This is a genomic window from Pseudomonas sp. MDT1-16 (assembly GCF_054898115.1).
Window position 1 is genome coordinate 5,053,969 of record NZ_CM142717.1, and the last position, 23,042, is coordinate 5,077,010.

The 23,042-nt window shown below is 58.5% G+C and carries 28 protein-coding genes; 4 read left to right on the forward strand and 24 right to left on the reverse strand.

Going from position 1 to position 23,042, the window contains the following annotated elements; genetic code table 11:
- Window positions 1–129 precede the first annotated feature (129 nt).
- Complete coding sequence (locus ACYZT3_RS23255; protein ID WP_462030852.1) at window positions 130–555, forward strand: PA3611 family quorum-sensing-regulated virulence factor; 426 nt, start codon at window positions 130–132, stop codon at window positions 553–555.
- Here ACYZT3_RS23255 and ACYZT3_RS23260 read toward each other — a convergent pair whose 3' ends face one another.
- Window positions 556–750, reverse strand: a complete 195-nt coding sequence (locus tag ACYZT3_RS23260) for a hypothetical protein (protein ID WP_462030853.1) — start codon at window positions 748–750, stop codon at window positions 556–558.
- Window positions 751–1,116: 366 nt separating this feature from the next.
- Between ACYZT3_RS23260 and ACYZT3_RS23265 the strand changes: the two genes are divergently transcribed.
- On the forward strand, window positions 1,117–2,235 hold the full coding sequence (locus tag ACYZT3_RS23265) for an LOG family protein (RefSeq protein WP_462030854.1): 1,119 nt from the start codon (window positions 1,117–1,119) through the stop codon (window positions 2,233–2,235).
- Window positions 2,236–2,276: 41 nt separating this feature from the next.
- Here ACYZT3_RS23265 and recX read toward each other — a convergent pair whose 3' ends face one another.
- The 23 genes from recX to ACYZT3_RS23380 all read right to left on the reverse strand — a co-directional run bounded on the left by recX (window position 2,277) and on the right by ACYZT3_RS23380 (window position 19,413).
- Complete coding sequence (gene recX / locus ACYZT3_RS23270) at window positions 2,277–2,744, reverse strand: recombination regulator RecX (RefSeq protein ID WP_462030855.1); 468 nt, start codon at window positions 2,742–2,744, stop codon at window positions 2,277–2,279.
- 8 nt (window positions 2,745–2,752) lie between these two features.
- Entirely contained in the window at window positions 2,753–3,805 is a 1,053-nt protein-coding gene (recA, locus tag ACYZT3_RS23275; protein ID WP_150709927.1) for a recombinase RecA, read from the reverse strand.
- Between the two features lie 83 nt (window positions 3,806–3,888).
- Entirely contained in the window at window positions 3,889–4,389 is a 501-nt protein-coding gene (locus ACYZT3_RS23280; protein ID WP_462030856.1) for a CinA family protein, read from the reverse strand.
- Between the two features lie 80 nt (window positions 4,390–4,469).
- Window positions 4,470–5,006 (reverse strand): lysis system i-spanin subunit Rz, encoded by a 537-nt coding sequence (locus ACYZT3_RS23285; protein WP_462030857.1) that lies wholly within the window; start codon window positions 5,004–5,006, stop codon window positions 4,470–4,472.
- Window positions 4,988–5,551, reverse strand: a complete 564-nt coding sequence (locus ACYZT3_RS23290) for a glycoside hydrolase family 19 protein (RefSeq protein WP_462030858.1) — start codon at window positions 5,549–5,551, stop codon at window positions 4,988–4,990. Before ACYZT3_RS23290 ends, ACYZT3_RS23285 begins: the two co-directional genes overlap by 19 nt.
- A gap of 62 nt (window positions 5,552–5,613) precedes the next feature.
- The gene (locus ACYZT3_RS23295) at window positions 5,614–6,192 is read right to left on the reverse strand and encodes a hypothetical protein (protein WP_462030859.1); all 579 of its coding nucleotides are present in this window, start codon (window positions 6,190–6,192) and stop codon (window positions 5,614–5,616) included.
- Window positions 6,193–6,201: 9 nt separating this feature from the next.
- Window positions 6,202–6,924 carry a phage tail protein gene (locus ACYZT3_RS23300; RefSeq protein ID WP_462030860.1) on the reverse strand — a complete coding sequence of 241 codons (723 nt, stop codon included), beginning with the start codon at window positions 6,922–6,924 and terminating at the stop codon, window positions 6,202–6,204.
- Window positions 6,925–7,073: 149 nt separating this feature from the next.
- Complete coding sequence (locus ACYZT3_RS23305) at window positions 7,074–7,325, reverse strand: hypothetical protein (RefSeq protein WP_462030861.1); 252 nt, start codon at window positions 7,323–7,325, stop codon at window positions 7,074–7,076.
- A complete protein-coding gene (locus ACYZT3_RS23310) occupies window positions 7,312–8,181 on the reverse strand; it encodes a glycine-rich domain-containing protein (RefSeq protein WP_462030862.1) in 870 nt (289 codons plus the stop codon). Before ACYZT3_RS23310 ends, ACYZT3_RS23305 begins: the two co-directional genes overlap by 14 nt.
- Before the next feature lie 13 nt (window positions 8,182–8,194).
- Window positions 8,195–8,794 carry a YmfQ family protein gene (locus tag ACYZT3_RS23315; protein ID WP_134418769.1) on the reverse strand — a complete coding sequence of 200 codons (600 nt, stop codon included), beginning with the start codon at window positions 8,792–8,794 and terminating at the stop codon, window positions 8,195–8,197.
- Window positions 8,785–9,825, reverse strand: a complete 1,041-nt coding sequence (locus ACYZT3_RS23320; protein WP_462030863.1) for a baseplate J/gp47 family protein — start codon at window positions 9,823–9,825, stop codon at window positions 8,785–8,787. Before ACYZT3_RS23320 ends, ACYZT3_RS23315 begins: the two co-directional genes overlap by 10 nt.
- Window positions 9,815–10,213: a phage GP46 family protein gene (locus ACYZT3_RS23325; protein WP_038979177.1), complete on the reverse strand. Its 399-nt coding sequence runs from the start codon at window positions 10,211–10,213 to the stop codon at window positions 9,815–9,817. Before ACYZT3_RS23325 ends, ACYZT3_RS23320 begins: the two co-directional genes overlap by 11 nt.
- On the reverse strand, window positions 10,213–10,722 hold the full coding sequence (locus tag ACYZT3_RS23330; RefSeq protein ID WP_282376937.1) for a phage baseplate assembly protein V: 510 nt from the start codon (window positions 10,720–10,722) through the stop codon (window positions 10,213–10,215). The genes ACYZT3_RS23325 and ACYZT3_RS23330 overlap by 1 nt, the downstream gene beginning before the upstream one ends.
- A gap of 36 nt (window positions 10,723–10,758) precedes the next feature.
- Entirely contained in the window at window positions 10,759–11,799 is a 1,041-nt protein-coding gene (locus ACYZT3_RS23335) for a phage baseplate assembly protein (RefSeq protein WP_282376938.1), read from the reverse strand.
- 3 nt (window positions 11,800–11,802) lie between these two features.
- Entirely contained in the window at window positions 11,803–13,041 is a 1,239-nt protein-coding gene (locus ACYZT3_RS23340) for a DNA circularization protein (protein WP_462030864.1), read from the reverse strand.
- The gene (locus ACYZT3_RS23345; RefSeq protein ID WP_462030865.1) at window positions 13,028–14,590 is read right to left on the reverse strand and encodes a phage tail protein; all 1,563 of its coding nucleotides are present in this window, start codon (window positions 14,588–14,590) and stop codon (window positions 13,028–13,030) included. The genes ACYZT3_RS23340 and ACYZT3_RS23345 overlap by 14 nt, the downstream gene beginning before the upstream one ends.
- A gap of 130 nt (window positions 14,591–14,720) precedes the next feature.
- On the reverse strand, window positions 14,721–15,017 hold the full coding sequence (locus tag ACYZT3_RS23350) for a phage tail assembly protein (RefSeq protein ID WP_046054588.1): 297 nt from the start codon (window positions 15,015–15,017) through the stop codon (window positions 14,721–14,723).
- Window positions 15,014–15,361, reverse strand: coding sequence for a phage tail tube protein (locus ACYZT3_RS23355; RefSeq protein ID WP_282376942.1), 348 nt, complete (start codon window positions 15,359–15,361; stop codon window positions 15,014–15,016). Before ACYZT3_RS23355 ends, ACYZT3_RS23350 begins: the two co-directional genes overlap by 4 nt.
- A gap of 67 nt (window positions 15,362–15,428) precedes the next feature.
- The gene (locus tag ACYZT3_RS23360) at window positions 15,429–16,925 is read right to left on the reverse strand and encodes a phage tail sheath subtilisin-like domain-containing protein (protein WP_282376943.1); all 1,497 of its coding nucleotides are present in this window, start codon (window positions 16,923–16,925) and stop codon (window positions 15,429–15,431) included.
- Complete coding sequence (locus tag ACYZT3_RS23365) at window positions 16,925–17,107, reverse strand: DUF2635 domain-containing protein (RefSeq protein ID WP_462030866.1); 183 nt, start codon at window positions 17,105–17,107, stop codon at window positions 16,925–16,927. The genes ACYZT3_RS23360 and ACYZT3_RS23365 overlap by 1 nt, the downstream gene beginning before the upstream one ends.
- Window positions 17,104–17,688, reverse strand: coding sequence for a phage tail terminator protein (locus ACYZT3_RS23370; protein WP_462030867.1), 585 nt, complete (start codon window positions 17,686–17,688; stop codon window positions 17,104–17,106). Before ACYZT3_RS23370 ends, ACYZT3_RS23365 begins: the two co-directional genes overlap by 4 nt.
- Window positions 17,689–17,822: 134 nt before the next feature.
- A complete protein-coding gene (locus tag ACYZT3_RS23375) occupies window positions 17,823–18,170 on the reverse strand; it encodes a phage holin family protein (protein WP_282376945.1) in 348 nt (115 codons plus the stop codon).
- A 508-nt stretch (window positions 18,171–18,678) separates the two neighbouring features.
- Window positions 18,679–19,413, reverse strand: coding sequence for a LexA family transcriptional regulator (locus ACYZT3_RS23380; protein WP_282377059.1), 735 nt, complete (start codon window positions 19,411–19,413; stop codon window positions 18,679–18,681).
- A 210-nt stretch (window positions 19,414–19,623) separates the two neighbouring features.
- On the opposite strand from ACYZT3_RS23380, the gene mutS reads away from it, so the two are divergent.
- Window positions 19,624–22,203, forward strand: coding sequence for a DNA mismatch repair protein MutS (mutS, locus tag ACYZT3_RS23385; protein WP_462030868.1), 2,580 nt, complete (start codon window positions 19,624–19,626; stop codon window positions 22,201–22,203).
- 142 nt (window positions 22,204–22,345) lie between these two features.
- Window positions 22,346–22,669, forward strand: a complete 324-nt coding sequence (fdxA, locus tag ACYZT3_RS23390) for a ferredoxin FdxA (protein ID WP_282376947.1) — start codon at window positions 22,346–22,348, stop codon at window positions 22,667–22,669.
- The last annotated feature ends 373 nt before the right edge of the window (window positions 22,670–23,042 follow it).

Sequence of the window (23,042 nt, forward strand, 5' to 3'; positions counted from 1 at the left end):
TGCCGGCAGTTTATCAGAGCAGCCGGCGCAAGCCTGTACCGTCCAGGCCTCGTCCCCTATAATTCGCCGCCACTGAACGCACAGTCATGTGACGGGTCGAACCACCAGTCACTGAACCAGGAGAGTTTCATGCTGCGCCTTATCGTTCCCACCGCTGCCATTTTGCTGGCGTCGTCTTTCAGCGCTCAGGCTGCGTCCTTGAGTGAGCAGAATCTCAACAGAGAGCTGCGAAACGTCGCCGCACAAAGCAGTGCTGGCACTCCACGGGCGATCAACGAAGACATTCTTGATCAGGGCTACACCGTCGAAGGCAACACGCTGATCAACCATCTGAGCGTACAAAGCAGCCACGCCAACAAGATGCGTGCCGACCCGAAAGCCGTGTATTTCCAGCTGGGCGCTTCTGTATGCAACAACCCATCGTTCCGCAAGCTGATGGCCAAGGGCGCGGTCATGCGTTACGACTTCACTGAGGTGAAGACCAACCGCTCAGTCGGCTCCGCCAGCTATCAGGAATCGGATTGCCCGAAAGCGGCCCCGACCAAGAAGAAGTAATCATCGGGAATTGGCGCGCCGCTGTTCATCCTCGGCGCGCAGTTCTGCCACCAGCGCCTGTAAGTAGCGCGAGCGTCGGTCGGCACCCTCCAGACGTCGGCAGCACTCCTCTTCGAGACTCAAATGATTGGTCTCGGCCGATGACTTCAGTAATCGATACAGTTGCGTATCGATCTCCAGAGTGACTCTGGCCATCTCTACCCGCCTCCTTGCACCTCGCCCTTGCTTGAGCGATAAAATCCTTGAACCGCTTGTACCGTACGCCCTGCCTTTGACGCAAAGTTGTCGTGTCATGCCTGTCATTTAGTAAATCAGACTATCGGACACGCGGGCTGCGTTCAGACGAGCGGTGAAAGCACCTTGCAAATCGCCATTAAGCGGTTGCCAGGAAAGACTTTGCGGCGCAATGATCAAGTCAGCGAAAATCTCTGCGAGGGTCTAGATTCATAGTGTTCACGTTCACTTTTCAGGGCAGAAAAGGGGCTGCCCATTGCACGTCTTGTTGTGCGAATGTTTCCTTCATCCAAGGGAAAAACAGAGCCTGTATGGAAGGAGAAGTTGATGCCTTACCAACCGAATGACCTCCTGAGCCGTCATTTTGAAGAAAGCGGCCACGACCTCATCATCAAGGTCGAAGAGCAACTCAACCTGGTTTCACCCAACAGCCCAAACATCCCGATCTACCGCGACATGATCCTGACCGTGCTACGCATGGCCCAGGAAGATCACAACCGCTGGAATGCCAAGATCACCCTGCAAGCCCTACGCGAACTGGAACATGCCTTCCGTGTGCTGGAGCAGTTCAGGGGGCGCCGCAAGGTCACCGTTTTTGGCTCGGCCCGAACACCGATAGAACATCCTTTATACGGTCTGGCCCGGGAACTTGGCGCCGCGCTGGCGCGCTCAGATCTGATGGTCATCACCGGTGCCGGTGGCGGCATCATGGCGGCGGCCCACGAAGGTGCCGGCCTGGCACACAGCTTGGGATTCAATATAACCCTACCCTTCGAGCAGCATGCCAATCCCACCGTGAATGGCACCACCAACCTGCTGCCCTTCCACTTCTTCTTTACCCGCAAGCTGTTCTTCGTCAAGGAAGCCGATGCGCTGGTCCTGTGCCCTGGAGGTTTCGGTACCCTGGATGAAGCGCTGGAAGTGCTGACTCTGATCCAGACCGGCAAAAGCCCGCTGGTGCCCGTGATACTGCTGGACGCTCCCGGCGGCAGGTTCTGGCAAGGCGCGCTGGACTTCATTCACCATCAACTGGAGGAAAATCGCTACATCCTGCCGACCGATATGAAACTCGTGAGCCTGGTCTACAGCGCGGAAGAGGCTGTGGAGCAGATCAACCAGTTCTACAGCAACTTCCACTCCAGCCGCTGGCTCAAGCATCAATTCGTGATTCGCATGAATCACAAACTAAGCGACCAGGCGCTCGAACACATGCAGGAGGCATTTGCCGACCTGTGTCTGAGCGATCATTTCCATCAACATGCCTACAGCGGTGAGGAGCACGACGAACCGCAGTACAGCCATCTGGCGCGACTGGCCTTCACCTTCAATGCCCGTGATCATGGTCGGCTGCGGGAACTGGTGGATTACATCAACCTGCCGGAAAACTGGGCACAGTCCAAACCCCAGTCGCAACAGCGCACGCGGGAACCGTCCAAGGTTACGTAGGCAAAAAAACGGCCCGCTATCGAAATAGCGAGCCGTTTCAGTCAATCGTCCATCCCTCGGCCGCTGAACAAGCGGCTGATCATTTCCATTGAATATCCCCGGTAACTCAGGAACCTGCCCTGTTTGGCACGTTCCCGGGCGTCTATCGGTAAATGGCCGGAAAACTTTCGCCGCCAAGTGTCTTCCAGTTGTTCCTGCCAGTTGATACCGCTCTCGCGCAAAGCGAGTTCTATGTCGGTACGTTGCAGGCCGCGCTGGCTCAACTCTTCACGAATACGCAAAGGGCCATAGCCGGAACGGGCACGGTAGGAAACAAAGCTTTCGAGATAACGGGACTCGGACAGCAGACCTTCTTCCGTCAAACGGTCGAGTGCCGTGTCGATCATTTCAGGGAGGGCGCCGCGTTGACGCAGTTTACGCGTCAACTCGACACGACCGTGCTCGCGTCGCGCGAGCAGGTCCATTGCGGTTCGCCGCACCGCGACGGGTGTATCGAGTACGGCAGTCATCGGATCAATCAGATATCAGCGTCAGCCAGGTCATCAGCAGTCTCTTTGACTGGCGATGCTTTGACGTCCGGTGCTGGAGTCAGCAGCTTGTCGCGCAGCTGCTTCTCAAGTTTCTTGGCGATTTCCGGGTTGTCCGCCAGGAACTTGGCCGAGTTGGCCTTGCCCTGACCGATCTTGGTGCCTTCGTAGGCATACCAGGCACCGGACTTCTCAACGAAACCGTGCAGCACGCCGAGGTCGATCATCTCGCCGTTGAGGTAGATACCCTTGCCGTAAAGAATCTGGAACTCGGCCTGACGGAACGGCGAAGCCACCTTGTTCTTCACAACCTTGACGCGGGTTTCGCTACCAACGACTTCATCACCTTCTTTCACCGCGCCAGTACGACGGATGTCCAGACGAACAGAAGCGTAGAACTTCAGCGCGTTACCACCGGTGGTAGTTTCCGGACTGCCGAACATCACGCCGATTTTCATACGGATCTGGTTGATGAAGATAACCAGGCAGTTGGCGTTCTTGATGTTACCGGTGATTTTACGCAGCGCCTGGGACATCAGACGGGCTTGCAGGCCCACGTGCATGTCACCCATTTCGCCTTCGATTTCAGCTTTTGGAACCAGAGCCGCCACGGAGTCGACGATGATCACGTCAACCGCGTTGGAACGCACCAGCATGTCGGTGATTTCCAGGGCTTGCTCGCCGGTATCCGGCTGCGAAACCAGCAGGTCGTCGACGTTGACGCCCAGTTTGCCGGCGTACTCAGGGTCGAGGGCGTGTTCGGCATCGACGAATGCGCAGGTCGCGCCGGCTTTTTGAGCCTGGGCGATCACCGACAGTGTCAGCGTGGTTTTACCGGAGGATTCAGGACCGTAGATTTCAACGATACGGCCTTTTGGCAGACCGCCAATGCCGAGCGCAATGTCCAGACCCAGAGAGCCAGTGGAGATAGCCGGGATCGCCTGACGGTCCTGATCGCCCATACGCATTACGGCACCCTTGCCGAATTGACGTTCGATCTGACCCAGGGCCGCAGCCAAGGCTTTCTTCTTGTTGTCGTCCATTAAAGTCCTCACGTAATCAATAAGGCCTGACGGCCAACACCTGTATAAGTAGCCAGTATTATTCCACAGCGTTTCAGGATCGCCTACCCCTGATTTGAGATTTCTTCAGCGGTATGGCGCAGCAGCCCCTCTAGCGCGGCCTTCACCGTTTGTCGGCGGACCTCGTCACGGTTACCGGGAAAGTGCTGCACCTCGCTGAACACCTGCTCACCAACGCCCCAGGCCAGCCACACGGTGCCCACCGGCTTGCTCGGCGAACCGCCATCCGGCCCCGCCACACCGCTGACCGCCACGGCAAAACGCGCCTGGCATTTTTCCTGCGCGCCTCGGACCATGGCCTCGACCACCTCGCGACTGACCGCCCCCACCGTCGCAAACAACTCGACCGGGACATTCAATTGCTCGGTTTTCTGGGGGTTGGAGTAAGTGACATAACCGGCCTCAAACCATGCCGAACTCCCCGGAATCCGGGTGATCGCCTCGCTGATCCCGCCGCCGGTACAGGACTCGGCGGCGGTGACATGGGCATTGAGAACCTGCAAACGCCTGCCAAGTTCAGCGGCCAGTTGGGTGATTTCTTTCACGGTCATCTCCTGAGCAAGCGGAATGAGAACTACCGTACACGAGCGGATAACGCTTGCAAGGCGCAGGATCGATCAAAATGTTAGCGAGCGAGGGCTCTGATATAAGCCTGACAGGCCTGCAGGGCAATCAGAGCGCTGTCACCGGCGTCGGTGATGGTGATAATTCGTTGAGCATGCGTCGGGTCAAGTCGGGCACGCGCGGCTCCATGATCCACGCCGCCGGTGCTGAAGGCGGTTGGCACTCCACAGGCCGAGGCGGCGTCATTGGCATCGAGGAGGACTGACAGGCGCAGATCAGCAGTGGCAAGACGATCGCGCAGGCGACCTTGATCACGTTGGGCATCGCTAAGCGCTCGGTAATGGGTTTGTTCGCTGGTCGAAAGACGCTGCTCCAGTGCTAGACGCTTGCCCTGCTCGGTCTGTTGCTGCGTCGCGGCTGCCTGGGTCAGCAGATTCAGCGCCTCGGCATGCAACCTGGCCTGTTCCGCCAGTTGCCGGCCATACCGCCAATCCTGAAACTGCCAGGCCAGCGCCGCCGAGCCACCGGCCAACACAGCCAGAAACACAACAACGCCAATGACGCGGTAAGACATCGGCATCAAACCGAAGGCGGGCATAACACCGCCCTCGCCCGTGCCCAGAGTTGCAAACGGTCTTGCAGCCCGTTCAGGCCGCCGTTGATGCGGCGGGTGATGCTGTTGAACTGGTCGCGGTCGGCCAGTTCGTTGAAGCCATTTTGCTCCCAGAACCACGCGGCCGACTCGGCGGCCCATTGCGGTTGCTCCAGTAGTTCTGGCAAAAACAGTAAACGATCATCACCGAAGAGTCCGAGACTGCACTGAAGGTAATTGTCGCGACCAGTGATCTGAATCAGGCCTCGGCCACGGTACTTTTGACCGTCGCCGTCCGGCTCTAGCGTATTGCCAAGGCGCACAGCCAGTGCGCCAGTGTCGTACTTGCTCATGTATTGAGCGCTGCCCAACTCACGCACGTACTGCAACTGCCCCGACTCGTGACCGACTTGCGCAAGGAACGCTGCGATGCGTTTCGGGGTGTTGATGTTGCGGTGGGACATGGCTGTGTTTAGGACGGAAATGAAAACGCCCGCTTGGGAGCGGGCGCTGGGCATAATTTCTTTAAGTTGAATATCCGAGATATACATCCTTGGGTCTCTAATGAAACATCATGGGCCTTTAGTGAATACATCGTAAAACTGCAAAAAATTTAGCGGCCTGACGACACAAGCCATGCAGGAATTACCGGACGATGCTGCAAAACCGGGAACAACTCAGACTGCGGCCAGTCCCGTAGAGACTGTATATAAGAAAGCAGCTCAATAAAGCCATTCGAGTCCAACGTGTGCATCCTCCCCATTCCACTCTCATCACGATGACGTTCAAGTAACCACTGAACACGTCCAATTTCAGTGTTACGCCATGCCCTCTCAGCCTTGCAACGCTCAGCCAACTTGAAAGCATCGTTTTTAACCCACGCCTTACCACCCCAGGTATGGAACTCTGTCGGTCGAGGCTCAAGGGTAAACTCGGAAGGCAGGTCGCCCAGCAGATCAAGTTCGACAGCTTCTCCATCTTCAGTTCGATAGGCGATGCAGTGATATTCAGGAACAATTTTCCATTGACCATTTTCTCGAATAACGCCTTCGCCTGCTCTGACAACAGGTGGAGGGTCAAGATAGGCATCTGCCGGAATCAACCAGATGCCCTCTTCCATAGGAGACGGGTCAGCCTGACTTGAGAATAAAAACTTCCCCGAGATCGGATCGCAGTTATAAATAGTTCTCATAAATACTCCTTAATACTTAATACATGCGAGCAGCGCTATGTTACGGGGACGGGTTTCCGTGCCTCCCACACTGGATGTCGAAAAGTTATAGGGCCCACTATAAAAATCATCCGTAGAGGTAATCCCACCTCCCGCATTGAAATCGTTTGCCTGGTAGGCCGCGACAGTGTGCGCATGGCTTTGAATGGCATGACTCTGAGAACTCCCGAATAGCCGGCCACTGTCCACAGCACGACCATCGTCCCAGCAGCGTAGAAATTCACCGCGCAAATCTGGAAGTTTGAAGGTACTTGTTCCGTCCCCTGCGCCATGAGTTGTACCAATAGCAGCGAATAAAGAGGCATAGGCGACTCGACTGACCAGGGCACCATTTGCTTTCAACCAACCGCCAGGAGGCCCAGGCATTGCGAAATAGGCAACCATACCGGGAGGAGCCAATATGGCTGCCTGACCGGCCTCAAGCGCGTCAGTGATTCCATAACCATTCAATGTGGTCGGCTTGTTTTTCATTTTTTTGAAATCAACAAGTACGCCAACAGCCGAAATTAACTGATTTTCTTTCGTCTCGTCAGGTGTTAATCCTGCCGCTTTAACGACGTTCAAGATTTCCTGCGTAACCCCATTCCCCCAACTGGCTGGGACCAATGATCCCGGCGTACCGCTTTCCGGGTTTTCATCCACAAACCGTCCATTAACCAAGCCAACACTGGGCACACTGTTCGGATAATCCATTACTCACCCTATGATATTAATTACCCACCACGCGATTCCGCCCTTGTCATTTAGAAATAAAAACGGATAAATATTTAGCTTGGAGGGTGTTGATAATTTGAACTGATCAATCAGATATAAATGACTGATAATAATGCGATGACATTCCGCTAAGAGAAAACACTGCGCAAAAAGCTCTTGCTCTTTACCTCCGCCACCAAAACTTCAGAAGGGGAAAACTTCCACTCGACTCCGTCATAGTTTGCGACACATCCGCATGCAACTATCGAACTATCGCCCTCAACTTCCACCCATATCATTTCAGGATGAAAAATCCCATCAATATCGCGATCGGCAAAAACAAGTTCCACCACAACTGCGTCGTACACCAGTGCATATGTTTTCATATCATGCGTACTCATAAACAATAACGATACCTAGACAGCCATTAACAGCCGCCCCCGCAGCATTACCAGGTGGGGTGTTCGATCCACTCGAACCTGCGCCATAGCCGGAACCGGCACGCCCCCCTCCAGCAACAGGGGAATGACCACCGCTGCCAAAAGGCCCCGATCCTCCGGCACCGGCACAGCCGCCAGCCAGAGCAACACCGTACCCGCCCGGTTCACCAGCAAACCCGATGATGTTTGCACCGAACGGCGGGACGCCGGGTCCCACGTTGGAGGATGCTCCTAACCAAGGAGTTGTGACGGGGGTTGCGCCGATACCTCCCACACCACCTGGCGCACTCATTAAAGAACCGAAACTAGAAGTCCCGCCGGTACCGCCCGACACTGCCCCCGCACTCGCCGCCGCTCCACCCGCACCGACGGTGACTGCAACGCTATTGAAGCCACTGGTGAACCGCCCTTTCGCATAGGAACCTGCGAACCCACCTGAAGCACTCGCCACTTGGGTTGACGAGGTTGCGGCACTTGAACCACCGGCGCCTCCCCCCCCTACCATTTCCACAACGACAGACCGGGTACCTTTTGTTGCGCTATAAGTGCCGTTAGCGGTGAATACCCGGACACCAATCAAGCGCCCCGGGGTAATCCCGTCCGAAGCAGCAACGGTCTTGATGGCCGCTAGTAGCTGAGTGTTGTCTTCCTCATTTGGAGTCAACTCCCCCGCCTTGATGACGTTCAAGATTTCCTCCGTCACCCCATTCCCCCAGTCCGCCGGAATCAACGACCCCGGCGTCCCCATCAACGGGTTCTCATCCACAAACTTCCCATTCACCAACCCGGCGCTGGGCACACTTTTCGGATAGTCCATCCACCTCTACTCCTTAGTCATAATTGATGTGCACCTTGGTATGCGCCGGTGCGCTGCGATGGATCTGGCATTCCAGTGCAGAACCCGGGTTCATACCGAAGCGTTCGCCCCAGTAACTGGCGCCGAAACGTCGGCCCAGCAGCAGGCGACCACCGGTGTTCAGCGTCCACATGAAATGCGCCTGCCATGTTCCGAAATGCGCCTGGCCAAACCGGGCCCGTCCCATTCGCGGGACTTCAAGCTCGGTGATGGTGGCGTTCGGGTACCCCTGACTCTTGGCGATCTCGACGTAGTAGCTGATGGCCTGGCTGCCAACAGCGAGCAGTCGACGGCGTACGGCGAGGCGGCGGTCGTCGAACAGTGGCGTCGCGCCCAGGCACGGGTCGGGCAGGTTCATCACCCGCTCCCAGTCCGGCACCAGTTCGCTGACGCCGGCGGGGTCCATTTCGTTGAGCAGGTCGGCGGCGCGAGCGTCGAGGCGGGCCAGTTCCTGGGCGACGCCTTCAAGGACTTCTTCAAGTTCCGGGACCCGCTCGGGGTCCCACGCGGGACCGCTGGGTAGCAGGCTGCGCAGTTGGGCCTGGTATTGTGCGGCGGTTCTGATCACTGCCATACGCAACCTCCGAAGGTCAGCAACTGGTTGCTCTCGGCTTCGACGTCGGCGGTAGGTGACTTGAGATCGTGATCACTTTCGCCGGTTGCGCTGCTGATGGCTTCACGGATGTGACTTACCAGCAAAGTGTCGCCCAGGCCTCCTTCGCGGTTATGCAGATCGCGCAGTTGCGCTTCAACAGCGGCGCGTACGGCCGTGGTGTCGGGCTTCAGGTTCAGTCGGTAGGTCACCGGCACTTGTACCGGTGGCAGCACACGCAACTCGGCGGTGACCGGGCGCAGAGGTTCGATGTAGGCCTTGACTTCAGCCAGTTGCTCGGGATTGGGGACGGGTTTCGCATCGTCGTCCCGCATGATGTACAGACTGACAATGCCGGGGCCGGGATAGCTGCCGCGACACCAGGCACGGGTCACCCCCGGACATTCAAGCGCCCAGGTTTCGTAGTCTTGCGCCGAACCGCCGTGAGGAATGATCCGGTAAGAACGAATCACCCGGGACCGCAGGGATTCCAGACTTTCCCGAGCGATTCCGCCGGTCAACCCCGGCGCCAGCACCGTGAAGCTGTTGCCGATAATGCCCAGAATCGGCTGCACCGGAATCAGCGTCATGCCGGCGTCGGCATTCCCGAGACTGCCGGCGTCGAGGGCGGCGATGGTGGTGCTGTTCAAGCCATTGCTGGTGGTGCGGGCGGAAGTGACTTTGTAAATGCGACCGTCGTTCGATTGCAGCAGAGTATCGACGTCCAGCACAGCGCCAGCGCTGGCGGTAAAGCTGACGCTGCCACTGGCCGATTGTGCGGCTTTGCGCGGCTGGTTAAGACGCAGTGCGGCGATCCGTTCCAGGGTCGACTCATCGGCCTTGTCCGGAAGGATCTGCTCGGCGATCCAGTTCAGATAGCCATACAGACCATAGGCGGCGCCACCGAGGGTGCGGGCCAGCACTTGCGCATCGGACTGGCGCAGCGAATCGCTGGCCAGGTCGCTTTGGGTGCGCTTGATCAGCACCGGCAGCGAAGGGGTTTCAAACGGCATAGATCACCTGCCAACTGTTATCAGGGTTGATGTCCAGGCGCTCGCCGTCGGCCAGGGTCAGGACCGTGCGCAGGTTCAGGCGCTGAGCGTCGAGGCGTTCGCTGATGATGTCGATGGCGCTGCAGTGGCCGTCGTCGATCAGCCATTGCAAGGCTTCGCGGGCATAGAACTCGGCGTCCATCTGGGTCTGTCGGGTCAGCTTGACCCGCCGCAGCAGCCACAGGCGTGAGCCGATACGGTCGTCCGCGACCGTAGGAAAGGTGTCGCCCCACCAGCCGAAACGTTCTTCGTCATCGAGGGCATCGTCATCGGCGGCGCGGCGCCAGGTGAACAGGCTGATCAGCACTGAACGGGTCAGTGCGGCGTGGAGGTTTTGGCTGATAAACATCACTGGCCTCCCGCCGGCACGCCGGTCTGGCCGTTGCCCGCCTGCACGCCGACGTGCACGTGCTTGATCTGGCTGATGCCACCGGCAATCTGATCGCCCTGAGAGACGATCTTGCCGGTCTGGTTCAGGGTCGGTGTGTCGATATTTACGGCAGTGCTGGCGCGGATGTTCAGGGTGGTGGTTTCGATGTCGATGATCCGTCCACGCTTGAAGTGGATCTTGTCGCCTTCGTCGGTGTAGATCGCTACTTCGCCCTGGGCCAGTGCCTTGAGGCGATAGCGGCGGTCGGCGACCACCAGCACGATGGCGTGAGAACGATCGCCACCCAAAAACGTGGCGATACCTTCAGCACCGGCCAGCGGATTGCTGGTGAAACCGTAGGGTTCGAAGTGTTCCATGTCGTCGTTCACTTCACCGGCGGTGAGGCGCATTTGCAGGGATTGAAGCTTGGTAGCCGAGTTGGCGAGCACGACAGTGCCGCGCGCCAGGAGGCGTGTCAGTAGGCTCATGTGGATTACCTTGTAGGAGCGAGGCATAGCGGGGTGTCAGGTTTTTGGAGGCACCGGGTTCGCATCGAAGGTGTAAGGCGGCGCCACTAGAAGTGTGGTGACCGAGCCCTGTTCGGACAGCGAGTAAGTCACCTTGGAGATCAGCATGTCGTGGTCAAAACCCAATACCTTGTCGATCACCCGCACCAAGGTATTGTGCTTCCACAAATCACCGTTGGATTGCCGCCAACCTTGTACCCGATAGGTCGTGGTGCCAGCCTTGCCGACGCGAACACCGCTTTCCCAATCGGCACGTTGCTGCGCCAGTTCCGGGGTCAATTGCGCGCTTTCGTTGATCACGGTGATCCGCTTGCGCCCGATAATCGGGTCGGTGGAAACCCCGGACACTTCGCTCACGGCCGCACCGCTCTTCTCGTCGCCGCCCTTGTGCTGACCGATCACCCGGTACTCGGAGAACACCTGGCTGAAGTCCATCGGCGCGTTGGCCGACAGAATATTCTTGCCCAGCTCAAGCACATCACTGGCTCGCCCACCGCTACCCGGCCGGGCCAGTACCACCCGACCTTCGGCGTCATCGGTGGAAAACACCCGAAACAGCGTGAGCAAACGGTCGATCGACTGAAAGACCGTTTCCCCCGGCACGATGGTGTGGCTGCCGAGCCGCGTGGTTTCCGGGATTTCGCTGACCACTTTCCCGGCATAGGGCGCGGCCAGCGCTTCGACGATGCTGAGTAACGATTGCTGATGCCATTGGTTGGGCGTGTTGATCGCCGCACAGTCCACCAGGTCCTGAGTCTTTGAACTGCCTTCGATACTCAGGCTGATCTGCCGCCCGTCATAGCTGATCGGCGCCTTGAACACATACCCGCTGAGCACCAGATCGCAACCGATTCGCACTTGGCAGGGCGCACCCGGACGAATGGGTCGGTCGACCGTCTGCCCCGGCCATTGCCAGGTGATATCGAGCTTGAAAGTGCGGAACTGGCGCTCTAGGTCCGCGGTGATTTCAACGCTTTTCCAGCCGCCATACTCCAGACCGTCAACGGTCAGCAACACGCTGTTGTCGAGTTCATTCATGGTCTATTTCCCCAGGACTTTTACGTCGTCCAGCGGGAGAAAACCCGGATGAATAATGCCGTTGCGCTGTAGTACTTCAGCGATTCGCGTGGCGTCTCCACTTTGCTGATAGATCACGACCAGCCCCGGAAGGCTTTGCTTGAAAGACTTGCTGACCAGTCGAACGCCGGACGACGCGACCGCTTTCAAATGCGCCCGGAGCGCCTGGCGCAGATTGCTCATCGCCAGATAGTGCGCAGGATCCGCCTTGGCCTCGGGCAGCTTGAACACTTCCTCAAGTGCCACACGCAAGGCCTCTAAATCGTCGACCACCGGAACGTCCTGGTGCGTGGTCGGTTGCACAGCCTGATGCCCGACCGGCAGGTTGGTGACCCGCTTGACTGCCTGCGAAGCCACCGGCATCGACGCGACCCACTGGGCCACTTGCACAATCAAAGTGTCCTGCACCAGATTGGTCAGCGCCTGGGCCGCAGCGGTGGTGTCCTTGCCGGTGGTGAGCTTCGGCGCATCGGCCTTCTTGATGGCTTCGACCTGTTGGGAGACGTTGGCAATCACGCCACGATAACCTTCACGGGCGAAGTCCTTCAGTTCGTTGATGTCGCCGATCAATCCCTTGAATTCCGCCGCCACGTCCTTGGGCAGTTCCTTGACGGCTTTGACCAGATCGCTGATCTGCTGGTACTCATCGATCAACGGCTGAAGGTGCTGCTGAATCACCTCGTAAGCCTCCTTGATGCTGTTGCGCAGGTTGGCAATGCCGATCCGCGCAGCCTTGATCAAAGTCATCGCGTCTTCGAAACGCTTCACTGCGGAGCCCAGCAAGCTGTCGGCCGACACCAGCAATAGCTTCTGCGTACTGACCGCCGCCGTCGGAAACGGCACCGGTTGATCGGGGTAAAACTTCAGGGTAAAGGTCACCAGCCCGCCGTCCTGGCGGGTGTGAGTCATGTCGCATTCGCCGACCTTGACCTGCAGACGTCCCAGCCACGGGTGAACCAGCTCACCACTGCCCTGCTCCAGCGCCTTGAGCAGTTTGTCGCGCTGCTCCAGGCAATCGGGGCCGACGATAAATGCGGTCAGATCGTGAATCTTCGCCTGCAGGCCAAGGCCCTCGAAATACGGCAGATCGCGCTGCGGGTACTCGTGCAACTGGCCCTTTTGGCCGACCGAGTTTTTCGCCTGATCGACCCAGAACTGGACGCCGCGAAACGACGCCGGCATCAAACGATCACGCCAGCTCATTGGAACCTCCAAGGGACAGTGTGCGGTAGCCGATGCGCGAATTGAGCGCCAGCGCCGGTTGATTGGTTTGCGGCTGATCGGTGCGCATGCCGGCCGGCGCATTTTCGAAGCGCACGGTCAGGCCGCCTTCGAGTTGTGTGCGGCTGTTGGCGGCGCTTTGCTGAATCAGGGCGTTGGAGTTTTGTGTCAGGGATCCAGGCTGCATCGAGGGTTTGTGCGGCAGATTACCGGGCAGCACCGACAGGCTTTGTGGTTGCTCGGTATCGGTGCCAAAAAACGCCGGCGCAAACTTACCGTTGCCTTCGGCATTGGTTTTTTCTTGAGCCTCGGTCAGGCCTTCGACCTTGCCGGTCACACTGGCGACAAGACTGCCGAAACCACCGGCAAAGAATTCCTTGATCGGCGCGACGACGCCTTGCAGCTTGTCCCACCATTGGCTGAACCATTCGGTGATCGGCTCCCAACGCTTTTTGATCTCCTCCAACGGAAACCAGTCAAACAGGCTGCGCAGCGTGCCGTACATCACCAGCGCCGGGACCTTGATGCTGTCCCAGATACCGGAAAACAATTCGGTGACCGCGCCCCAGCCAGCGATGATCAACTCCCGCGGCGACCAGTCGAACAGGCCGTGCAGAAAGTCCATGACCGGCACCGACAGCGCTCTGAGCAAGTCCCAGATGGCCGAGAACAGGCCCGTCAACGGAGTCCAGTTGCTGATGATCAAACCCAGTGGTGACCAGGAAAAAAGCGTCTGAAAAAATCCGATTACCGGCGTGGCCGCCGCTTTGATGACGTCCCAGATCGCCGCGAACACGGCGGTGATCGGTCCCCAATGGCTGATGATTTGTCCCAGCGGCGTGAACGCAAACATCGTCCTGAAGAACTCGACCATGGGCATCACGACCGGAGAAATCTTTTGCCAAAGCCCGGCGAAGAACGCCGAAATGGGTTTCCAGTTGGCCACAATCAAACCGGCTGCCAAGGCGATGCCCGTGGCAATCAACACGATGGGATGGGTCTTGAGCACCCTGTTCATCAGATCGAACACTTGGGTCGCGCCGGTCACGGCGGTTTGCATCGCCGAAAACGCAATGGCACCGGCCGCAAGTCCCTCGACCAGCTTCGGGTTGTCATTGAGCAGACTGCCAAAGCCAATGAGCAGCGGCTGAAGCCCTGCCGTGACGGTCGCGACGGCAGGTTGTAACGCGGTATTAGCGGCAGCCGACACCTGCTCCATCGACCGACTGAACACATTCATGGTTTGCGCGGCGCTGGTCGGTACGCTCGGCACATCGACACCTTTGGCGGCCTCATTGACCTCGGTCAATTGGCCCTTGAACGCAGCGGAGGCCTTGATCCCGTCCACGAAGGGCGTGATCACGCTGCCACCCTTGAACAGACCGCTGATATCCAGCTTGCCCAGCCCGGTTTGTTCAAGATGTGTTCTGAAGCCCTCGACCTTCGCTCGAAGGCCGGCGAGCCTGGGGGTCAGTTCATCGATCCCGGTCAGCCGGACCGACTTTTCATCTTCCTTTTCTATGTCTGCCATCACTGCACCTGCTGCATCGCATTGATCCGTTGCGCGTGCTCCAGCGATTCGCGGAGCACATCCAGTGGCCTGGCCATCATCTGTTCGGGGTCAACCTTCCAGAACCAGGCCAGGTCATAGGCGACTGAAATCAGGTCGGTGATGGCTCCGACGCCGCACTCATGAAAAAACTCGCGACAGCCCAGCTCAGCGCGTTGAGGTCAGCCAGGTCCAACTGATTGACCGACGACGGCGGGATGCCGGCGCAGACCGCGATGTATTTGGCCGCGACGTCCATGTCGAGGCTGACTTCTTCGCTCTTGTCGATCTTGTACGGCAGCGCCTTGATCGCTCGAACTTCCTGCACCGTTGGACGGCGCAGGTTGAGTTCGGTCAAGGGCTCGCCGTGAGCTTCGATCGCAACCTGAAGCTTCACGGCGCCAGTCATTGCCAGGTCCCCTTGATGCCTTCGAATTTCAGTTCGATGGTGGCGTCGTCGCCTTTGGAGACAGGCTCTTCCACCAGGTAGGCGCCAGCCAGTACGTAGACTTTGCCGTTGCTGAATTCGCAAGTGACGGTCATGTCAGTGCCTGCGATCAGTTGCTTGAGCGGGAAGTCCGCGGTGTGCAGCGCCGTCACTTTGAACGACGGGGAAATGTCGGTTTCCTTGTAGAAACCCGGTACGACGGTTTCCCGTTTCACAGCCATCAACGGCGCTTCGCAGCCGCCATTGATAGTCAGTTGAGCGCCGTCCACTTTGACGTAGCAGGTGCCCGCAATCAGTTGACCCATGGTGTTTCTCCCTTCAAATAAAAAGCCCACGCGAGGTGGGCTGAAATCACACAGTCAAAGGCAGCGATCAGGCTGCGTCGTCGTACTGCAGACGGAATTGGTTAAGCAGCGCGAACACGCGCAGGCCATTGATGTAATCCGGCGGGAACAGCACGTTGACCCGGCTCGGGTCCTGCACGTCGCGCTCGACGATCAGGTGCTCGGCGAACAGCTCGGCGTTTTCTACGTGGCCTTCCAGTTCGAGCTTGGCGTACTGGGCGATCAGCTCGCCGCGAATCGTGCTCGGGGTAACGATCGGCTGGCCGGCGCCGAAACGGGTGCCGTCAGAGGCCAGTTTGTGGCGACCGTATTTGCTGGTGATCACGCTTTGCAGACGACGCACGATGAAGGCCGACTGGTGCATGGTTTCGCTGTCCAGGTAGGAATTGTCTGCCTGGCCGTAGGCGTTCTTCTGATAGGTGGTAATCGAACGCTGAATGCGCACGTAGCCGCCTTCGTAGTAAGCGGTGGCGATACCGTAATTGAGCAGCGACTGACGCTCGGTCAGGGTGAAACGCTCACTGGCCGGTGCCGGGTCGAGACCTGGCAGGCTGCCGCTTTGGGTCGGGCGGCTGGCGTCGGCAGAGATGAACACTGAGGTGCGCGCAGCCAATGCCGCAGCCTGCACCCAGAACGGTTGCGGGACGCCCGGTTCCAGCGCCTGAAGGGTCATGTGCTGGTCATTACGCGCTTGGCCGGCAGCGACCAAAGTACCAATGGTGCCGCGCTTGGCGCTGTAGACATGACCGAACAATTGCTTGGCCCACGACCAACGACCGGTGCTGTCATCCATGACGGCTTGCCAGGTGTTGAGGGTCGACAGGTCCGAGAATGGCATGCAGATGAACTCGAACGGTTCATCGCCCAGCGCCGCTACCGCAGCGACCTGATCCGGCACACCGGCGCCGCCGGTCATGGCGGCGATGGCCGTGGTGAGGCCGGCCGGGGTTTCTTCGCCGTTGCTCTTGCCTAGGCGATTGAATTGCAGGCTGATGTCGTTACCGCTGTCGCCAGTCCATTTGGCGCTCAGGGTCACGATGCCTTCAACGGCAGCAGCGCTGACCGGCAGATCTGCCGAGGCGTTGATTTTCAGCGCCAGCGTGGTAGCGGCCTGAGCTGCCGTAGCGCCGTTGACGATGGCCGCTTGAACGCGAACGCCGCCGACGTACAGGTTGAGCACACCGCTTTGAGTGGCCGCGCCGGTCAGGGTCAACACGCCTTTGGCGATGCTGCCTTCAGTGTTGTGCAGCGGCAGGCACCAGATCTCGCCGATCGGGTCGGTCTTGCGCCAGGTTTCATACATCGAGGCGAGCATCGAGCCTTGGCCGCCAATGCTTTTGGCTAGCGCCACGCTGGACACCAACACCAGTTTGCCAACCTCGGCCGGCGCAATGTTGTCGTTGACCTGAGCGACGATCAAACGGCGCATGGCCGACGACGCGCTATTGGCGGCCGAATTGTCCATCTCGGCGTAAAACAGCGGAACACGAATGTCCGCGGGGATGTTGCTGAATCCGATCGCCATTATTTGGCTCCCTGTGGTTTTGCCGCTTTCACGGCTTTGGTAGTGATATCGCCATCGGCCAGACGTCGACGCCACCAGGCGTTGTCCGGCACTTCACGGCCCTCGAGGGGCAACAGATCGCCCGCGTCCGGGTCGGGCACGGCACGGCCTGGGGCCGGCAGCACGGTGATGCGTTTGCTCATGGGGTTACGTCTCCAGAGAAAGTCAGTTCCAGGCGTCCGTCGGGGCCTGGGCGTTTCAGATTGGGGTCCGCTGGATCAATCGCATCGACCCGCACGGTAACCCCGGTAAAGGACGACAAACCGTCCAGTTCACGTTCGTGCCAGCTCTCCGCAGGCTGACCAGGTAGATTGCGGCCGAGCTGGAACTCGGCAAAAAAGCGCAGGCGATACAGCACGCGGTTGCTGTTGATGGAAACCTGTTCGCCGCCGTCATAGGCGATGGCGTCGTAATCACTGCCGGGCTTGAAACCCACCAGCGCCCGCCACAGTTCGGCCCGCAGGTCGTGCAACAGATCCAGCGCTTTTGTAGCGTCGGTGGTGTCAAGCACCAGGGTCACTTCGAAGCGGTCGCGAATGGTCTGCCACGTAGCGTTTTGCGCCGCGTTTGCGCCCGCCAGATCGGTAATCGGCACCACGTAGGCGCAAGGAGTTGAAAGCGGGGTACTGGCTTTCAGCGTTTCGAGGTCGATGCCGGCAGCCACGCGATTGGCGAGGGTTGGGCAGTGATCACGCAGTTGGGTGATCAGTGGGGTGATCTTCATGGTGTTTTCACCGGGCAATAAAAAACCCGCTTGTTGGCGGGTTTGAGTGAAAGGTACTGGCCTTGAGAAACCCGCGTCCTTGCGGGTCGGATGCCGGTCGGCACCGCTGCTCGCCATTCCATTGGGCTTTGTGTTCATTGGTCCTGGCGGGTATCTCGCGGCGGCACTTCGCAAACGCCAATCCGCTTGGCCGCCCAGCGCTCATAAAGACCAATGGCAACGTCTGCTCCGGCCATCGCCGTAAGGCAACCGAACGCGCAAGCCGTCCAGATCGACACGCCGGCGGCATACAACAACATGATTGCCGAGACCCCGCAGACCATGCAGGCCCCGGATCGCAAGGCCAGACGCCGCAGTAATGACCAGCCGCGGGCGCCCTCCTTGTCGGCACGCCACATTTCGCCGGACACCCCGCCCACCAGGGCGAGGACGATGACGAGCCAGATCGGCATGTCCAGCAACGCTTGTTGCTCGTTTGTCATGTCACGCCTCCTGGGGGGTGATTAATGAGTGATGTGTGTGTCTTTCAAACGGTGTCTCTTGAGTTGCCTGACGGTAGGTAGGCATTCCAAAAAGCCCGGCGCTTGCCGGGCTTTTCAGTAATGCGGTCCTTCGCGTTGACCTTTCGGCGCTACTGGCGCGGTACGGATCGATTCACATTGTTCTTCCGACCGCGGTCCCTGCCCGCCGGATAACTGCTTGTGGTGCTTTACGCTGCACACCCGGGTCAGTTGCCAACCCTCTGAACCGTTGAGGCCGGTTCATCGCTGCCTTTGTGGTGGAACTAAAGAGCTTCGTCTCGAGCTGCTTTGTTGAGCGGCTTGAGACAAAGAATATGCATTAATGCATACACAGTCAATGCATAAATGCATTTATTTATGCGCAGCAAATGCATTGACGCATGAACGCCCCGTAGGCAATGGCGCTTGCGATTTTCGGCAGGCGAAAAAAAACCCGCTCGGTGGCGGGTTTTATCTGACAACGTTGAGGTTAACGGGCGTACATGCCCCACCAGAAGACGTGACCGAGGATGACAATCTGCTCTTCCTGGATTTCCTGGAAGGTGTAGTCCTCGTCCGGATGCTCATCGCGATTGAAGCTGCGCAGGCGAATCCCTGTCGGCAGGCGATAAAGCTGTTTCACCCGCAACTGACCATTGTGGTTGATGGCGTACAGGTCACCGTCGACGATGTCGCCAATTCCGCATTTGCCGGCGTTCACGCCAACCGTGGCGCCGTCGCGCAGGACCGGCAACATACTGTTGCCGCGCACCGTCACGCATTTGGCCTGGTCGAACTGAACGCCGTTGTGGCGCAGACTCCGCTTACCGAAGCGCAGACTAGAGCGCTCGCTCTCTTCGATGACGAATCTTCCTGATCCTGCAGCCAATTCAACCTCGCGAAGAAAGGGGACGGATACCTCGTCATCATCGACAGGCGTATCGTCGTCCCACAGACTTATGTCCTTGAGTTCCGAATGCAATTGATCGCGCCCAGTGTTGGCTGCCGGCGCGACATCCGCACGGCCCCGCAACTGGTCGGTGCTCACGGCGAAGTACTCGGCGATCTTCGAGATGTGTTTATCCGAGGGATCGACGATCTTTCCGCTGAGAATCCGCGAGAGTGTGGATTGAGGCACGCCGGTGCGACGGTGAAGCTCCGTGGGGGAGATCCCGTGCTGATCGAGCAGCGCTCTTAAGACGGTAGAAACATTGCGTTTTTGCATAACGCGCATAGTGCTTGTTCTTTCTGCAGAAGACAAATGCCAAACTGCATAGATAATGCATAGGCGTGCATACTCAGAAGAAATGTACCGCGGGGCTTTCATGCCTGCGTCGGGTGGACCGCCCATGTTAACCTTGCGCCCATCGCGGAAAAGCCGGGCCGATGCCCCTCCTTTGCCCTACACCTTTCAACGAATTTGCCTGATTATCCGATGAATAAAGCGCTCTCTGATCTGTCCAGCCACACGCCAATGATGCAGCAGTACTGGCGCCTGAAAAACCAGCACCCTGACCAGCTGATGTTCTACCGCATGGGCGACTTCTACGAGATCTTCTATGAAGACGCGAAGAAGGCCTCCAAGTTGCTGGACATCACCCTGACTGCCCGCGGGCAGTCGGCGGGTCAGGCGATTCCGATGTGTGGGATTCCTTACCACGCCGCGGAAGGCTACCTGGCGAAACTGGTGAAGCTCGGCGAGTCGGTAGTGATCTGTGAGCAAGTCGGCGACCCGGCCACCAGCAAAGGGCCGGTGGATCGTCAGGTCGTGCGGATCATCACGCCCGGCACGGTCAGTGATGAAGCCCTGCTGGATGAGCGTCGGGATAACCTGATCGCTGCCGTTCTGGGTGACGAGCGCCTGTTCGGTCTCGCCGTGCTGGACATCACCAGCGGCAACTTCACCGTGCTGGAGATCAAGGGCTGGGAAAACCTGCTGGCAGAACTGGAGCGGGTCAATCCGGTAGAGCTGATGATCCCGGACGACTGGCCGAAGGATCTGCCGGCGGAGAAACGTCGTGGGGTTCATCGCCGTGCGCCGTGGGATTTCGAGCGCGATTCGGCGCTGAAAAGTCTTTGCCAGCAATTTTCCACCCAAGACCTGAAAGGTTTCGGCTGCGAAAACCTGACCCTGGCCATCGGCGCCGCCGGTTGCCTGCTCAGCTACGCCAAGGAAACCCAGCGCACCGCCCTGCCCCATCTGCGCAGCCTGCGTCATGAACGCCTGGACGACACCGTGGTGCTGGACGGCGCGAGCCGCCGCAACCTCGAACTGGACACTAACCTGGCTGGCGGTCGCGACAACACGTTGCAATCGGTGGTCGATCGCTGTCAGACCGCCATGGGCAGTCGTCTTCTGACCCGCTGGCTGAACCGCCCGCTGCGGGATCTGACCGTATTGCTGGCACGCCAGACCTCGATTACCTGCCTGCTCGACGCCTACCGTTTCGAAAAGCTGCAACCGCAGCTCAAGGAAATCGGCGACATCGAGCGGATCCTGGCGCGGATTGGCCTGCGCAATGCCCGTCCTCGTGACTTGGCTCGCCTACGCGATGCGCTCGGTGCACTGCCTGAATTGCAAGTGGCGATGACTGAGCTGGAAGCTCCGCACATCATTCAACTGGCGACAACCACCAACACCTACCCGGAGCTGGCGGCACTGCTGGAAAAAGCCATCATCGACAACCCGCCCGCAGTGATCCGGGACGGTGGTGTGTTGAAAACCGGTTACGACGCCGAGTTGGACGACTTGCAATCGCTCAGCGAAAATGCCGGGCAGTTCCTGATTGACCTCGAAGCCCGTGAGAAGGCCCGCACCGGCCTGTCTCATCTGAAAGTCGGTTACAACCGCATTCACGGCTACTTCATCGAGTTGCCGAGCAAGCAGGCCGAATCAGCGCCGGCAGACTATATCCGTCGCCAGACGCTGAAAGGTGCCGAGCGCTTCATTACGCCGGAACTGAAGGCGTTCGAAGACAAGGCGCTGTCGGCGAAGAGCCGCGCCCTCGCCCGCGAGAAGATGCTCTACGAAGCGCTGCTCGAAGACCTGATCGCCCAGTTGCCACCGCTGCAGGACACCGCTGCTGCCTTGGCCGAACTGGACGTGTTGAGCAACCTCGCCGAACGCGCATTGAATCTCGACCTGAATTGCCCGCGCTTCGTCGATGAGCCGTGCATGCGCATCAGCCAGGGTCGTCACCCGGTGGTCGAGCAAGTACTGACCACGCCGTTCGTGGCCAACGATCTGAGCCTCGACGACAACACCCGCATGCTGGTGATCACCGGTCCGAACATGGGCGGTAAATCCACCTACATGCGCCAGACCGCTCTGATCGTGCTGCTGGCGCACATCGGCAGCTTCGTGCCAGCGGCCAGTTGTGAGTTGTCTCTGGTGGACCGGATCTTTACCCGGATCGGTTCCAGCGATGACCTTGCAGGCGGGCGCTCGACCTTCATGGTCGAAATGAGTGAAACAGCGAACATTTTGCACAACGCCACCGAACGCAGCCTGGTGCTGATGGACGAAGTCGGTCGCGGCACCAGCACCTTTGATGGCTTGTCCCTGGCGTGGGCCGCGGCTGAACGCCTCGCACACCTGCGGGCTTACACGCTGTTCGCCACCCACTACTTTGAGCTGACCGTGTTGCCGGAAGCCGAGCCGTTGGTGGCCAACGTGCACCTCAACGCCACTGAGCACAATGAGCGGATCGTGTTCCTGCACCACGTGCTACCCGGACCTGCAAGCCAGAGCTATGGCCTGGCGGTTGCACAGTTGGCCGGTGTGCCGAGCGAAGTGATCGTGCGCGCTCGCGAACACCTGGGCCGGCTGGAAGCTACCGCGCTGCCCCATGAAGTGCCGAAGCCAACCAAGGGAAAACCCGCTGCGCCGCAGCAAAGCGACATGTTCGCCAGCCTGCCGCATCCGGTACTGGATGATCTGGCCAAACTTGATCTGGACGACATGACCCCGCGTCGTGCGCTCGAAATGCTCTATACACTTAAGACACGGATCTAACGCACTTGCCTGCAAGCTGTTAGAATCTCGCGCGGTTTGGGATGCTGCTGGCTAATAGCCTGACCAGCAGACTATCGCTCCCAAACCTGGCGACCCCAACGTGAAGGGGCTCCGCTGCCGCCGCCTGAGGAGAAAATTAGAAATGACCTTCGTCGTCACCGACAACTGCATCAAGTGCAAGTACACCGACTGCGTAGAAGTCTGTCCGGTGGACTGCTTTTACGAAGGCCCGAACTTCCTGGTGATTCACCCGGATGAGTGCATCGACTGCGCACTGTGCGAACCAGAATGCCCTGCCGTGGCCATCTTCTCCGAAGATGAAGTCCCGGAAGACATGCAGGAGTTTATTCAGCTGAACGTTGAGCTGGCGGAAATCTGGCCCAACATCACCGAGAAGAAAGAATCGTTGCCCGATGCCGAAGAGTGGGATGGCGTCAAAGGCAAGCTCAAAAACCTCGAACGCTGATTATCCCCGCGTTCTCGAAAAGGCCCCTTGCGGGCCTTTTTGCTTTTCTGCAGGCAAAAAAAGGGGCGGTTTGACCCGCCCACATTTTTTCCCTATTCCCTGTATTCCTTTTCATCGTCCTGATGAATCGATTCCTGCGATGTCCTTTCCCCTCATCCTTGAAGGGAGTGTCTGTCCGTTGACACGGTTCAGATACTAGAGAGTTCCCTACCAAGAGCAATGGCCCCGGACAATTGAAACTGCCCGTTACAGGCTATTCATATAAAAAAATAAGCATATAAATCAACTGGTTAATCTTATCTCACGTAAAAATATGTACGACTGCTACTCATGGAGTTAGCGAACACTTACGAAAGAGTAAGCAAACACTTAC